Source organism: Actinomadura sp. 21ATH, from assembly GCF_041951345.1.
In the GTDB taxonomy this organism is placed as follows: domain Bacteria; phylum Actinomycetota; class Actinomycetes; order Streptosporangiales; family Streptosporangiaceae; genus Spirillospora.
The window spans coordinates 1226641-1241400 of the sequence record NZ_JBGNUR010000001.1 but is presented as its reverse complement, the minus strand read 5'-3'; the positions used below and the strand labels follow the sequence as shown (position 1 = coordinate 1241400).

At 69.1% G+C, this 14760-nt stretch carries 11 protein-coding genes; all 11 read left to right on the top strand.

The window, feature by feature from the left end:
• The first annotated feature begins 53 nt into the window (after positions 1-53).
• Positions 54-752, top strand: a complete 699-nt coding sequence (locus tag ACA361_RS05940; protein ID WP_366617658.1) for an ABC transporter permease — start codon at positions 54-56, stop codon at positions 750-752.
• Entirely contained in the window at positions 752-1603 is an 852-nt protein-coding gene (locus ACA361_RS05935; RefSeq protein ID WP_375010739.1) for an MlaE family ABC transporter permease, read from the top strand. Before ACA361_RS05940 ends, ACA361_RS05935 begins: the two co-directional genes overlap by 1 nt.
• A gap of 7 nt (positions 1604-1610) precedes the next feature.
• Positions 1611-2957 carry an MCE family protein gene (locus ACA361_RS05930; protein ID WP_375010738.1) on the top strand — a complete coding sequence of 449 codons (1347 nt, stop codon included), beginning with the start codon at positions 1611-1613 and terminating at the stop codon, positions 2955-2957.
• Positions 2954-3985 (top strand): MCE family protein, encoded by a 1032-nt coding sequence (locus tag ACA361_RS05925; RefSeq protein WP_375010737.1) that lies wholly within the window; start codon positions 2954-2956, stop codon positions 3983-3985. Before ACA361_RS05930 ends, ACA361_RS05925 begins: the two co-directional genes overlap by 4 nt.
• Complete coding sequence (locus ACA361_RS05920) at positions 3986-5053, top strand: MCE family protein (protein WP_375010736.1); 1068 nt, start codon at positions 3986-3988, stop codon at positions 5051-5053. It begins immediately after the preceding gene.
• An 18-nt stretch (positions 5054-5071) separates the two neighbouring features.
• Positions 5072-6337 (top strand): MCE family protein, encoded by a 1266-nt coding sequence (locus ACA361_RS05915; RefSeq protein WP_375010735.1) that lies wholly within the window; start codon positions 5072-5074, stop codon positions 6335-6337.
• Complete coding sequence (locus ACA361_RS05910) at positions 6334-7704, top strand: MCE family protein (protein WP_375010734.1); 1371 nt, start codon at positions 6334-6336, stop codon at positions 7702-7704. Before ACA361_RS05915 ends, ACA361_RS05910 begins: the two co-directional genes overlap by 4 nt.
• Complete coding sequence (locus ACA361_RS05905) at positions 7701-9173, top strand: MCE family protein (RefSeq protein WP_375010733.1); 1473 nt, start codon at positions 7701-7703, stop codon at positions 9171-9173. The genes ACA361_RS05910 and ACA361_RS05905 overlap by 4 nt, the downstream gene beginning before the upstream one ends.
• 17 nt (positions 9174-9190) lie before the next feature.
• Positions 9191-9688 carry a hypothetical protein gene (locus ACA361_RS05900; protein ID WP_375010732.1) on the top strand — a complete coding sequence of 166 codons (498 nt, stop codon included), beginning with the start codon at positions 9191-9193 and terminating at the stop codon, positions 9686-9688.
• Positions 9689-9798: 110 nt separating this feature from the next.
• Positions 9799-10764 carry a hypothetical protein gene (locus ACA361_RS05895; protein ID WP_375010731.1) on the top strand — a complete coding sequence of 322 codons (966 nt, stop codon included), beginning with the start codon at positions 9799-9801 and terminating at the stop codon, positions 10762-10764.
• 511 nt (positions 10765-11275) lie between these two features.
• Positions 11276-14743, top strand: coding sequence for a DNA-directed RNA polymerase subunit beta (gene rpoB, locus ACA361_RS05890; RefSeq protein ID WP_375010730.1), 3468 nt, complete (start codon positions 11276-11278; stop codon positions 14741-14743).
• The last annotated feature ends 17 nt before the right edge of the window (positions 14744-14760 follow it).

The following is a 14760-nucleotide window of genomic DNA, read 5'->3' as shown; positions in this document are numbered from 1 at the left end:
TCATCAGGGAACCGGGCAGGTTCTTCGCTCTCTGCCTGGACACCGTCCGGGCGATGTTCGTCTGGCCGTTCCAGTGGCGTGAGTTCATCCAGCAGGCCTGGTTCATCGTCAGCGTCACCGTCGTGCCCACGATGCTGGTGGCCATCCCCTTCGGCGGCATCCTGTCGCTCCAGGTGGGCGGGCTGATCCGGCAGCTGGGCGCGCAGTCGTTCACCGGAGCCACCGCGGTGGTCGCGATCGTCCGCGAGGCCAGCCCGCTGGTCACCTCGCTGCTGGTCGCGGGCGCCGCGGGCTCGGCCATGTGCGCCGACATCGGCTCCCGCAAGATCCGTGAGGAGATCGACGCCATGGAGGTGCTGGGGATCAACCCCCTGCACCGCCTGGTGGTGCCGCGCATGCTCGCGTGCGCGTTCGTCGCGCTGTTCCTCAACGGCCTGGTCTCGGTGGTCGGGCTGGCCGGCGGCTACGTGTTCAACGTGATGCTCCAGGACGGCACCCCCGGCGCCTACCTGGCCTCGTTCAACGCGATCGCGCAGCTGCCCGACCTCATCCAGGCGGAGATCAAGGCGTTCGTCTTCGGCATCACGGCCGGGCTCGTCGCGGCCTACAAGGGGCTGAACGCCAAGGGCGGGCCCAAGGGGGTCGGCGACGCGGTCAACCAGACCGTGGTCATCACCTTCATGCTGCTGTTCCTGGAGAACTTCCTGATCTCCACCCTGTACTTCCAGTTCGTCCCCCAGAAGGGCATGTGATGAGCACGCCTTTCGGAGGCACCGGCAAGCCGTTCTTCAGGTGGCTGGGCACCCCGCTCCAGCGCCTGGAGGACTTCGGCCACCAGCTGTCGTTCTACGCGCGCGCGTTCGCCTGGATCTTCCGGGTGCTGCGCCGCTACCGGACCGAGGTGATGCGGCTGCTGGCCGAGGTCAGCCTCGGCACCGGCGGGCTCGCCGTGATCGGCGGCAGCGTGGTGATCGTCGGATTCATGACGTTCTTCACCGGCAGCCAGGTCGGGCTGCAGGGCTACAACTCCCTGAACCAGATCGGCACCGCCGCGTTCACCGGGTTCGTCGCCTCGTACTTCAACACGCGCGAGATCGCCCCGCTGGTGTCGGCGCTGGCGCTGTCGGCCACGGTCGGCTGCGGCTTCACCGCCCAGCTGGGCGCGATGCGGATCTCCGACGAGATCGACGCGCTGGAGGTCATGGCCGTCCCGTCGATGCCGTTCCTCGTCACCACCCGGTTGATCGCCGGGATGATCGCGGTGATCCCGCTGTACATCGTGGGGCTGCTCGCCTCGTACGGCGCCACCCGGCTGATCGTGACGATCTTCTACGAGCAGTCGACGGGCACCTACGACCACTACTTCAAACTCTTCCTGCCGCCGTACGACATCTTGTGGTCGTTCGGAAAGGTGATCGTCTTCTCCATCCTGGTCATGCTGATCCACTGCTACTACGGCTACAACGCCAGCGGCGGCCCGGCCGGGGTCGGCGTCGCGGTGGGCCGCGCCGTGCGGACCAGCATCGTCGTCATCAACCTGGCCGACCTGATGATGGGCATGGCGATCTGGGGAGCCACCACGACCGTACGGATAGCGGGGTGACGGCGCGATGACCCATGTCGCCAACCCGAAGGGGCTGTCCCAGCGCGCGCGCTACCAGCTGCTGGGCCTGTCCATGGTGGTCGTGCTGGCGCTGCTGCTGGCGCTGACCGTCGCCCTGTTCAACAAGGCGCTGACCCCGGTGACCGAGGTGACGGTACGGGCCGAGCGGGCCGGCCTGCAGCTGCTGCCGCGCTCGGACGTCAAGGTCCGCGGCCTGATCGTCGGCGAGGTCCGGGGCACCCGGGCGACCGCGGACGGGGCCGAGATCGACCTCGCCCTGGACCCGGACAAGGCCGAACTCATCCCCGGGAACGTGCAGGCGCGCCTGCTGCCCAAGACGCTGTTCGGCGAGAAGTACGTCGACCTCCAGATCCCGGCGCAGGCCGGCGCGAAGGGGCTGCGCGAGGGCCAGGTGATCCAGCAGGACCGGTCGCAGACCGCGGTCGAGATCGACCGGGTGCTGAACAACCTGCTGCCGCTGCTCCAGGCCGTACGGCCGGAGAAGCTGAACGCCACCCTGAACGCGGTCGCCACCGCCCTCCAGGGCCGCGGCGAGCAGATCGGCCGGAACCTGGAGCAGGCGGACGCGCTGCTGAAGAAGATCAACCCGGAGCTGCGGACGCTGGTGTACGACCTGCGCGCCCTGTCGGACGTGTCCGACATCTACAGCGCCGCGGCACCCGACCTGCTCAACACGCTGCGCAACATCAACGTGACCAGCAAGACGATCACCGACAAGCGCCGCGAGATCGAGGACCTGATCCCGATGGTGACCGGGTTCGGTGACAAGGGGAACCGGTTCGTGGCCGACAACACCCCGAAGATCATCGGAATGAACGTGGCGAGCCGGGACGGGCTGTCGCTGGTCGCCCGCTACTCGCCCTCGCTGCCCTGCGTCCTGGACGGCATGCTGAAGATCAAGCAGCGGGCCGAGGAGGCCGGCGGCGGCAAGAACTCCTCGTTCAACCTGACCATCGAGATCGTCAAGCCGCGGCCGGCGTACAAGTACCCGCTGGACGTGCCCGAGGCGAAGGACCAGCGCAACCCGCGCTGCTACAACCTGCCCAACCCCCAGGTGCCCTTCCCCGACTACATGGCCCTGGACGGCACCCAGGACGACCTCTGGTGGAAGAACCCGCACGACCCGAACGACCAGAACCCGCACGGCGCCGCCGGCAACCGCAACCGCGCGACCTCGGGCGTGTTCGTCGACCCCGGCCAGGACATGAGCGACCGTGAGCGGATCAACAACATCGTGGGGCCGATGACGCGGACCCCCGCCGGCGAGGTGCCGGACGTGGCCCAGCTCCTGTACGGGCCGCTGCTGCGCGGATCGGTGGTGAACGTCCAGTGAAGACCACCGGCGCGGCCGTCAAGCTGCTGATCTTCGTGCTGGCCACCTCGCTGGCCACCGGCGTGCTCGCGATGACCATCGCCAACGTCCGGTTCACCGACGCCCGCTCGTACAGCGCGGTCTTCACCGACGTGGCCGGCCTGCTGGAGAACGACGACGTCCGGGTGGCCGGCGTCCGGGTCGGCCAGGTCGAGAAGATCGAGCTGCGGCGCGGCAACCAGGCCCAGGTGACGTTCAGCGTCAACAAGGAGGGCGTCTTCGAGGCCGGGCTGCCGAAGTCCACGCAGGTCAACGTCCGCTACCGGAACCTCATGGGGCAGCGCTACCTGGCGCTGGTCGAGGGGCCGGGCGCGCCGAACGACTACCTGCGGCCCGGCGGCACCATCCCGGTGTCCCAGACCAAGCCCGCGCTCGACCTGACCGTGCTGTTCAACGGGTTCCGCCCGCTGTTCACCGCGCTCCAGCCGGACGACGTCAACAAGCTGGCGTTCCAGATCGTGCAGACGCTCCAGGGCGAGGCCGGGACGGTCAACAGCCTGCTGACGCACGTCGCGTCGCTGACCAACACGCTCGCCGACCGCGACCAGGTCATCGGCCGGGTGATCGACAACCTGAACAAGGTGCTCGGCACCATCGACCAGCGGCACGGCGAGGTCAACCGGCTGATCGCCGACCTGCGCGGGTTCGTGAGCGGCGTCGCCGACGACCGGCAGGCGATCTTCGACTCGGTCGCGGCGATCAACCAGCTGGAGGGCACCACCGCCGACCTGCTCAAGAGCGCCCGTCCCAGCATCCGGAACGACGTCGCGGGCCTGCGCAAGCTGGCCGGGACGCTCGACGCGAACAAGGGGGACGTGGACAGGGCCCTGCGCAACACGCCGCACCAGATGGAGGAGCTGATCAACATCTCCTCCTACGGCTCCTGGTTCAACATGTACGTCTGCGGCATGGACGCGCGCGTGCGGCTGCCCGGCGGTCCCGTCTACCAGACCCCTGCGATCGTGAACGAGAACGCGAGGTGCAAGTAGATGAGGATCCCCTTCCGGGAGCGCAACCCGGTCCCCATCGGCCTCACCGCGTTCGCCGTCATCATCGTCGCCCTGCTGGTGGCGATGAACCTGAACAGCATCCCGTTCCTGAGCGGCGGCCGGGAGCACACCGCCGCGTTCGCCGAGGCCGCCGGGCTGAAGGCGGACGAGGAGGTGCGCGTCGCCGGGGTCAAGGTCGGCCAGGTCACCGGGCTGGAGCTGGCCGGCGACCATGTCAGGGTCACCTTCCGGGTGAACGACGACGTGCGGCTGGGCGACCTGACCCGCGCCGAGATCAAGATCAAGACGATGCTCGGCGCGCACTACCTCGCCCTGGACCCGCGCGGCACGGGCCGGCTGAGCAAGGAGATCCCGGTCGAGCGGACCACCGTCCCGTTCGAGGTGGTCCCCGCGATCAGCGAGCTGACCCAGCGGGTGCAGAAGATCGACCACAAGCAGGTCGCGCAGTCGTTCGACGTGCTGGCCGACACCTTCCGCAACTCGCCGGAGGAGATCCAGGCGTCGCTGAAGGGCCTGCGCCGGCTGTCGAACACCGTCGCCTCCCGCGACAGGGAGCTGCACGAGCTGACCGGCCGCGCCGCGGACGTGTCGCAGCTGCTCGCCGACCGCAACCAGGACTTCGCCCGGCTGATCCAGGACGGCGACAAGATCCTCCAGGCGGTGCGGGCCAGGCGGCAGGTGATCCACCAGCTGCTGGTCAACACCGTGGTGCTGTCCCAGCAGGTGAACGCCCTGATCAAGGAGAACGAGGGGCAGCTCCGCCCCATGCTGGACAACCTGGAGAAGGTCAACGGGGTCCTGCTGAAGAACCAGAAGAACCTGGACCGGATCCTCCAGCTGTTCGCGCCGTTCGCGCGGCAGTTCTCGGACGTCACCGGGACCGGCCGCTGGTTCGACGCCTACCTCCAGAACCTGATCCCCATCCCGGCGTCCATCAAGGACCCCGACGCCCAGGCCGGCGGCGGCGCCGGCACCCGGCAGAACGGCCAGCAGGGCGGCCAACAGCAGGGCGGGCAGCGCGACAACCCGCTGCCCTTCCTCCCGTAAGCGAGCAGGCAGGTATCCGTGCGTAACTCAGGAATGGTCCTCCGCCTCGGCGGCGCGCTCCTGGCCGTCGCCGTGCTCGCGACCGTGCTCGTGGTGCTCCTCCGCGAACCGGAGCAGAAGCGCGCCACCGCGTACTTCAGCCGCACCGTCGGCCTCTACGCGGGCGCCGACGTGCGCATCCTCGGCATCCAGGTCGGCAAGGTCACCAAGGTGACCCCGGTCGGCGGCGCGGTCCGGGTCGAGCTGGAGTACGACGCCAAGTACAAGGTCCCGGCCACCGCCCAGGCGGTGATCGTCAACCAGACGCTGGTCGCCGACCGCTACATCCAGCTCACCCCCGTCTACAAGGGCGGCCCGGTGATGCCGAACGGCCAGACGCTGGAGATCAACCGCACCGCCGTGCCGGTCGAGGTGGACGAGGTCGGCGGCGGCCTGAACGACCTCAGCAAGGCGCTGGGCCCCGAGGGCGCCAACGCCGACGGCGCGCTGTCGCGGCTGCTCCAGGTCGGCGCGAACACCCTCCAGGGGCAGGGCACGGACATGCGGCAGACGATCGCCGACACGTCCAAGATGCTCAGCACGCTCAGCGCCGACCGCGGCGACGTCGCCAAGACGATCGAGAACCTGCGCGTCATCACCGACACGATGAAGGCCAACGACCAGCAGATCCGGAGCTTCACCACCAACCTCAACGGGGTGTCCGGCCAGCTGGCGGGGGAGAAGGAGGAGCTGAGCGCCGCGCTCAACAGCCTCGGCCCCACGCTGCGCAACGTCCAGCGCTTCATCAAGGACAACCGCGGGCAGCTGTCGGACAACGTCCGCCAGCTGGCGCAGATCACCGGCGTGCTGGTGAAGGAGAAGGAGTCCCTGGCCGAGCTGCTGGAGGTCGCGCCGCTGGGCATCAACAACCTGGCGCGCGCGTACGACCCGATCAGCGGCACCATCCACAACCGGGCCGACCTCCGCCAGTTCCACGACCTGGCCGACTGGATCTGCTCGCTGGCGTACTCGGTGGGCACCCCGGCCAAGCAGTGCCTGGACTTCGTCACCCCGTACAACGGGATCGGCAAGGCGCTGACCGGGCTCAGTCTCGACCTGTCCTGGATCACCGCGCTGACCACTCACTACGACCCGGCGCCCATCCCGCCGGACGCGTACGGCCCCGGCGGGAAGAGCGGCCAGAACGGCAAGAGCGCCACCGGCGGCCAGAACCAGACCAGGCAGGCCGGATCGGGCACCAAGCCCAGGGACATCCGCGCGCTGCTGCCCGGAGGTGGCGAATGAAGCTCCCCGTCGACAGGTCCCGCGCCCGGCGCCTGGGCGCCTTCGGGATCGCCGCGCTGGCCGGCGCGACCGCCCTCTCGGGCTGCTCGTTCCGCGGCGTCGACTCGCTCCCGCTGCCCGGCGGCGCCGACCTGGGCGACCGGCCGAAGACGGTCAAGGTCGAGTTCTCCAACGTGCTCGACCTGGTGCCGCAGTCGATGGTCAAGGTCAACGACGTCTCGGTCGGCCAGGTCGAGAAGATCGAGCTGACCGGCAGCAAGCCCGTTCCGGGCGGCGCCAACGGCGGCGTCCGGAGCGGGTGGCACGCGCTCGTCACCCTCAAGGTGCGCCGCGACACCAAGCTGCCCGACAACGCCGTCGCCACCATCGGGCAGACCAGCCTGCTGGGCGAGAAGTTCGTGGCGCTGTCCAACCCGCCCGGCGAGGCGCCCCAGGGCGAGCTGGCCTCCGGCGACCTCATCCCGCTGGCCCGCACGACCCGCAGCACCGAGATCGAAGAGGTGCTGTCGGCGATGTCGATGCTGCTCAACGGCGGCGGCATCGAGCAGGTCTCCACGATCACCCGCGAGCTGAACGCGGCGATGAACGGCCGCACCTCCACGATCAAGTCGGTGCTGCACCGGGTCGACACGTTCGTCGGCACCCTCGACCGCAACCGCGGCGAGATCACCCGGGCGATCGACAGCATCGACCGGCTGAGCGGGAAGCTGTCGGCCGAGCGGAAGACGATCGCCGACACCATCGACGAGACCGGCCCGGCCCTGACGATCCTCAACCGCAACCGCGCCGACCTGACCAAGATGCTCAAGGCGCTGGACCGGCTGAGCCGCACCACCACCAACGTGATCAACCGGTCCCAGGCCGACCTGCTGGCCAACCTCAAGGACCTCCAGACGATCCTGGCCAACCTCAACAAGGCCGGATCCGACCTGCCCAAGGCCCTGGAGGGCCTGCTGACCTGGCCGTTCCCGGCCACGTTCGACAACGTCATCAAGGGCGACTACGGCAACGTCCACCTCACCCTGGACCTGGACTTCGAGTCCATCGCGCGGAACCTCTTCGGCGGCACCGAGCTGGAGAACCTGCTCGGCAGCGGCGAGAAGATGCGCAGCATGCTCACGGTCCCGAACGTGACGCTGCCGCGGACGCCGCTGGGCGTCCTGCCCGAGACGCCCGCCGGCGGCACCGGCCAGAACGGCGGCCTGCCCGGCCTCCCCGGCGCCGGTGGCGGCATCCCCGGAGCCGGCACGCAGAACGGCACCGGGAACCCGGCGGGCACGCCGTCGCCGAGCGGCAGCCCCAGGCCACGCTCGCTCGGCCCCGGCGAGAAGGATCTCCAGACGCTGATGACGGGGGGACTGTCGTGATCCTCAAGCGCGGCGTCAAGATCCAGCTGCTCGCGTTCGCCGTCATCACGGTGATCGGGGTCTGGATCATCTCGGTCAACTACATCGGCCTGGGCCGGGGCCTGCTGGACCGCCAGTACACCGCGTACGTGGACCTGAGCGACTCCGGCGGCGTGTTCACCAACGCCGAGGTCACCTACCGCGGCGTCGCCGTCGGCCGCGTCGGGCCGATCCGGCTCACCGACGGCGGGATCAAGGTCGAGCTGATCCTCGACCGCGGCAAGCGGATCCCCCGCGAGGGCACCAGCGCCGTGGTCGCCAACCGCTCCGCGGTCGGCGAGCAGTACATCGACCTCCAGCCCAGCAAGGCCGGCGGCCCGTACCTGGACCAGGTGGACGAGCACGGCGCGTACACGATCCCGCGCGAGCGCACCAAGCTGCCGGTGTCCACCGCCGAGCTGCTCCGCAACGTCGACAAGCTCGTCTCCTCGGTCAACCCGCAGCACCTCGGCACCATCGTGGACGAGCTGGACAAGGCGTTCTCCGGCTCGGCCGCGGACCTGCAGGCGATCCTGGACGACACCGACCGGCTGATCCAGACCGCGGACGAGGCGTACCCCGACACCAAGCGGCTGCTCGACAACGGCGCGGTCGTCCTGAACACCCAGCGGCAGCAGGGCGCCAACATCCGGGGCTTCGCGCGCAACCTGAACGCGCTGACCACCCAGCTGCGCCGGGACGACCCGGCGCTGCGCGGCGTCATCGACGCGACCCCCGGCGCGGTCGTCCAGGCCGACAAGACCATCGACGGCCTGGCGCCCACCCTGCCGGTGCTGCTGGCCAACCTGACCACCACCGGCCAGGTCATCGCCACCCGGAAGGCCGGGCTGCGCTCGCTGTTCATCCTGTACCCGCTCACCGTGGGCGGCGCGTTCACCGTGACCCCCGGCGACGGCACCCAGCACCTCGGCCTGGCGCTCAACATCGACCACCCGCCGCCGTGCACCACCGGGTACAAGAGCAAGGAAGAGACCCGCTGGCCGCAGGACACCGCGCACCGCAAGCCGCGGCTGGACATCGGCTGCAAGGACCCCAAGGACTCCGGCAAGGCCGTCCGCGGCGCCCGCAACTTCCCCAAGGACGCGATCGAGCCGGCGCCGAAGGTGCCCCCGGGCGCCACCGACGGCGCCGGGTTCCCCGAGGGCGGCGCGTACGGCTCCGACGCCAAGGGCAAGGACAAGGGCTCCGGCCGTACGGGCGCGCAGGGCCAGGGCGGCACGACGTCGCTGTCCGGGCAGGACGCGGCGCTGCAGAGCGTGTACATCCCGTTCCCGGACAAGGCGGTCGAGCTGGCCGGGTACGATCCGTCGACCGGTGTGGTCTACGGCCCGGACGGCAAGCGCTACCAGCTGGGCGCCTCCGGAAGCCAGCAGCGTCTGCTCGGGGACGCTTCGTGGAAGATGCTCCTACTCGACCCGCTGATGCGGTGAAAGGGAACGGCGCGATAGTGAATTCGGAGGCGAAGTCCCGGGGCCGTATCGGCCTGTGGGCGCTGGGCGTTGTGATCATCGCCCTGGCCGTCGCCGCCGTACTGCTCGGCCGGCAGATCTGGACGGCCCGGCAGGATGAGGACCGGCGCGCGGCCGCGTTGCAGTCGGCCAAGCAGACGGCGATCAACATGCAGACCCTCGATCACAAGAACCTGCAGAAGGACATCGCCCGGGTGACCGGCGGGATGACCGGCACCGCCAAGGACCAGTGGGCGACGCTGGCCAAGACGCTCAGCGAGACGGTCACCAAGACCAAGACGTCCTCGTCGGTGCAGACCGCGCGGGCCGGGCTGGTCTCGATGGACCGCGACTCGGCCGAGGTCATCGTGTGGGTCTCGGCGATCTCGACCAACGAGAAGGTGCCGCAGGGCATGCCGATGTCGGGTCGCTGGGACTTCGAGCTCACCCGTGACGGCGATCGCTGGCTCGTTTCCAAGCTTGGAGTGGTTCCGTGACGTTCCTCGGACGGGGAAGGCGGTCCGCCGAGGACCGCGCTCCCGAGAACGCGGCCGAGGCCGAAGCCGAGGCGGAGAAGGCAGCGGAGGCTGCGGAGGCTGCGGAGGCTGTGGAAACGGCCCCGCTCTCCGCCGCCGAACGGCGCGCCGCCGAGGCCAGGGAGAAGGCGCGCAAGGCCGCCGAACTGGCCGAACTCGCCGAGCAGGCCGCCAAGGAAGCCGCCGAGGCCGCCGCGGCCCTGGACGAGGCCGACGACGAGCCCGAGGACTCCAAGGAAGACTCCGAGGACTCCGAAGACTCTGAGGACTCTGAGGACGTCGCCGAGGCCGGCGAGGACGCCCCTGAGGCGGACGCCAAGGCCGGTGAGGACGACTCCGAGGACGACGCCGGGGACGACTCCCCGGAAGGGGCCGGCGAGCCTGAGAAGGCCGCGAGCGCCGGGAAGGTCGAGCTCTCCAAGAAGGCCGAGGACTCCGAGGACAAGCCCGAGGAGTCCAAGAAGCCCGAGAAGCCCGAGAAGGCTGAGAAGTCCGAGGATTCCGGGAAGGGCGGGCGCAAGCGGGTCCGTGTCGCGGTGCCCGCCGGCGGGTCGCGCACGCTCGTGGCGCTCGCGGTGGTCGCGGTCCTGGCGGCGGCCGGATGCGGCTGGCTGTGGACGGAGAAGTCGCGGCTGGACGCGACGGAGGACGCCTCCAAGCAGGCGACCTACGCGGCGACGCAGGCGGCGCAGAGCATCTCGTCGTACGACTACCGCACCGTCGACGCCGACATGCGGCGGGCCACCGGCTACGCCACCGGCCAGTTCCGCAAGGAGTTCGAGCAGCAGGCCGAACGGGTCCGCACGCTCGCGCCGCAGGAGCAGGCGATGGTCACCGGCACGGCGGTGAAGACCGCGGTCGAGGACATCTCGCCCACGAAGGGAACGGTCCTGGTGTTCCTCAACCAGCAGACCGTCAAGTCCTCGCAGACGGACAAGAACGGGCAGCCGCAGCGGCTCCCGAGCCAGTTCACGCTCCGGATGAGCATGACCAAGGTCGGGGACCGGTGGCTGGCCTCCAAGGTCGAGGTCCTCTGAAGAGGCGGACGAAGAGGCGAAGACCTCCGACGCGCTGAGCGGGCGGTGACGGTCCCCGGATCGGGGGCCGCCACCGCCCGTCGCGTTCCGCCTGGGAGGTCCTCAGAGGGCCTCAGCGCGCCGTTGGGAGGCCATCCCGCCTGCTCGCCGCCCCGCGGCCGGAGCGGCGCTCAGTGAGGGATTCGGCGGGTCTACCGGCGGGTAGCGCGGAGGATCCTAAACTATGGCCTTCCTCACTGCAGGTCAGAGCCCGAAAAGTCCAAGTCCGCTCTTGACTCTCCGGCGCTGAGGGGCGATGCTCCATGGCAACTGTGATGCATACTGCGGCGGTAGAGTTGCGAGCGGTGTGGTGGTCGGCTACACTGCCCCTTTGCGCTGCCCTCTGACTATCCACGTGTGAGAGCACCCCTGTCCTGCCCCTTTTCCGGGGCCCATCCAGGACCAGGGCTCGCTGTGGGTCGTCTGGCGTGCGTGTCGTCAATTACGCCGCGAGCCCTCGGAAGGACCACTCTTGGCAGCCTCGCGCAACGCCTCGAATACCGCAACCGGTCCGCACCGCGTCTCCTTCGCGCGCATCAAGGAGCCGCTCGAAGTCCCGGACCTCCTTGCTCTGCAGACCAACTCCGTCGACTGGCTGCTGGGCAACGAGAGGTGGAAGGCCCGGGTCGAGGCGGCCCAGAAGGCCGGAAGTAAGAGCGTCCCGACCCAGTCGGGCCTCGAGGAGATCTTCGAGGAGATCAGTCCCATCGAGGACTTCTCCGGGACCATGTCCCTCTCGTTCCGCGACCACCGGTTCGAGCCGCCCAAGTACTCCGTCGAGGAGTGCAAGGACAAGGACATGACCTTCTCCGCTCCGCTGTTCGTCACGGCGGAGTTCATCAACAACACCACCGGTGAGATCAAGAGCCAGACGGTGTTCATGGGCGACTTCCCGCTCATGACCCCGAAGGGCACCTTCATCATCAACGGCACCGAGCGCGTCGTCGTCTCCCAGTTGACCCGGTCGCCCGGCGTCTACTTCGACCGCGCTCTCGACAAGGCGTCCGACAAGGACATCTACGGCTGCAAGGTCATCCCGAGCCGCGGCGCCTGGCTCGAGTTCGAGATCGACAAGCGCGACAACGTCGGCGTCCGCATCGACCGCAAGCGCAAGCAGCCGGTGACCGTGCTGCTCAAGGCCCTCGGCTGGACCGAGGACCGGATCCGCGAGCGGTTCGGGAGCTACGAGTCGATCAACGTCACCCTGGAGAAGGACCACACCTCCGGCCAGGACGACGCGCTGCTCGACATCTACCGCAAGCTGCGGCCGGGCGAGCCGCCGACCAAGGAGTCGGCGCAGACCCTGCTGGAGAACCTCTACTTCAACCCGAAGCGCTACGACCTGGCCAAGGTCGGCCGCTACAAGGTGAACAAGAAGCTCGGCCTCGACCTGGACATGCGCCAGGGCACCCTGACCGAGGACGACATCGTCGCCACGGTCGAGTACCTCGTCCGGCTGCACGCCGGCGAGGAGGAGGCCACCCTCGGGGCCGTCCCCGTGCCGATCGAGGTCGACGACATCGACCACTTCGGCAACCGGCGCCTGCGCACGGTCGGCGAGCTGATCCAGAACCAGGTCCGCCTGGGCCTGGCCCGCATGGAGCGCGTCGTCCGCGAGCGGATGACGACCCAGGACGTCGAGGCGATCACGCCGCAGACGCTGATCAACATCCGGCCGGTCGTCGCCTCCATCAAGGAGTTCTTCGGCACCAGCCAGCTGTCGCAGTTCATGGACCAGACCAACCCGCTGGCCGGCCTGACGCACAAGCGGCGCCTGAACGCGCTGGGCCCGGGCGGTCTGTCCCGTGAGCGCGCCGGCATGGAGGTCCGCGACGTCCACCCGTCGCACTACGGCCGCATGTGCCCGATCGAGACGCCGGAAGGCCCGAACATCGGCCTGATCGGCTCGCTGGCGGCCTTCGGGCGGGTCAACCCGTTCGGCTTCGTCGAGACCCCGTACCGCAAGGTCGTGGACGGCGTCGTCACCGAGCAGATCGACTACCTGACGGCCGACGAGGAGGACCGCTTCGTCGTCGCGCAGGCCAACTCGCTGCTGAACGAGGACGGCTCGTTCGTCGACGACAGGATCCTCATCCGCAAGAAGGGCGGCGAGGTCGAGCTCGTCCCGCCGCGCGAGGTCCAGTACATGGACGTCTCCGCGCGGCAGATGACCTCGGTCGCGACCGCGATGATCCCGTTCCTGGAGCACGACGACGCCAACCGCGCGCTGATGGGCTCCAACATGCAGCGCCAGTCGGTGCCGCTGCTGCGCAGCGAGGCGCCGCTGGTCGGCACCGGCATGGAGTACCGTGCCGCGGTCGACGCCGGTGACGTGATCGTCGCGGAGAAGGCCGGCGTGGTCGAGGAGGTCTCCGCCGACTACGTGACCGTCATGAACGACGACGGCACCCGGACCACCTACCGGGTCGCCAAGTTCAAGCGGTCCAACCAGGGCACCTGCTTCAACCAGAAGCCCATCGTGCACGAGGGGCAGCGGGTCGAGGTGGGCCAGGTCGTGGCCGACGGCCCGTGCACCGACGAGGGCGAGATGGCGCTCGGCAAGAACCTCCTCGTGGCGTTCATGCCGTGGGAGGGCCACAACTACGAGGACGCCATCATCCTCAGCCAGCGCCTGGTGCAGGACGACGTCCTGTCCTCGATCCACATCGAGGAGCACGAGGTCGACGCCCGCGACACCAAGCTGGGCCCCGAGGAGATCACCCGGGACATCCCGAACGTCTCCGAGGAGGTGCTGGCCGACCTCGACGAGCGCGGCATCATCCGGATCGGCGCCGACGTCGTCCCCGGCGACATCCTCGTCGGCAAGGTCACGCCCAAGGGCGAGACCGAGCTGACCCCCGAGGAGCGGCTGCTGCGCGCGATCTTCGGTGAGAAGGCGCGCGAGGTCCGCGACACCTCGCTGAAGGTGCCGCACGGCGAGCAGGGCAAGGTCATCGGCGTCCGGGTGTTCTCCCGCGACGAGGGCGACGAGCTCCCGCCCGGCGTGAACGAGCTGGTCCGCGTCTACGTGGCGCAGAAGCGCAAGATCACCGACGGTGACAAGCTGGCCGGCCGGCACGGCAACAAGGGCGTCATCTCCAAGGTGCTGCCGGTCGAGGACATGCCGTTCCTCGAGGACGGCACCCCGGTCGACATCGTCCTCAACCCGCTGGGCGTCCCCGGTCGTATGAACGTGGGGCAGGTGCTGGAGACCCACCTCGGGTGGGTGGCCAGCCGCGGCTGGAAGGTCGAGGGCGACGACGCCGACTGGAAGCGCGCTCTCAAGGAGATCGGCGCCGACGAGGCCGAGCCGTGGACCAACACCGCGACCCCGGTCTTCGACGGGGCCCGCGAGAACGACGTGACCGGACTGATCGAGAGCACCCTGCCCAACCGGGACGGCGACCGCCTGGTCGGCCCCGGCGGCAAGGCGCGGCTCTTCGACGGCCGCACCGGCGAGCCGTACAAGGACCCGATCTCGGTCGGCTACATCTACATTCTCAAGCTGCTCCACCTGGTCGACGACAAGATCCACGCTCGGTCGACCGGCCCCTACTCCATGATCACGCAGCAGCCGCTGGGCGGTAAGGCCCAGTTCGGCGGCCAGCGCTTCGGTGAGATGGAGGTCTGGGCCCTTGAGGCTTACGGCGCCGCGTACGCGCTGCAGGAGCTGCTGACCATCAAGTCCGACGACGTGCTCGGCCGCGTGAAGGTCTACGAGGCCATCGTCAAGGGCGAGAACATCCCCGAGCCCGGCATTCCCGAGTCCTTCAAGGTGCTCATCAAGGAGATGCAGTCGCTCTGCCTCAACGTCGAGGTCCTGTCGAGCGACGGCATGTCCATCGAGATGCGCGACACCGACGAGGACGTCTTCCGCGCGGCGGAGGAGCTCGGCATCGACCTGTCCCGGCGTGAGCCGAGCAGTGTCGAAGAGGTCTGATCAACTCAAGGGGAAAA

Excerpts from the sequence above, each read along its gene's own strand:
- ACA361_RS05920 (WP_375010736.1), top strand. The coding sequence starts at position 3,986 with ATGAGGATCCCCTTCCGGGAGCGCAACCCGGTCCCCATCGGCCTCACC.
- ACA361_RS05935 (WP_375010739.1), top strand. The coding sequence starts at position 752 with ATGAGCACGCCTTTCGGAGGCACCGGCAAGCCGTTCTTCAGGTGGCTG.
- ACA361_RS05930 (WP_375010738.1), top strand. The coding sequence starts at position 1,611 with ATGACCCATGTCGCCAACCCGAAGGGGCTGTCCCAGCGCGCGCGCTAC.
- ACA361_RS05910 (WP_375010734.1), top strand. The coding sequence starts at position 6,334 with ATGAAGCTCCCCGTCGACAGGTCCCGCGCCCGGCGCCTGGGCGCCTTC.
- ACA361_RS05940 (WP_366617658.1), top strand. The coding sequence starts at position 54 with ATGTTCGTCTGGCCGTTCCAGTGGCGTGAGTTCATCCAGCAGGCCTGG.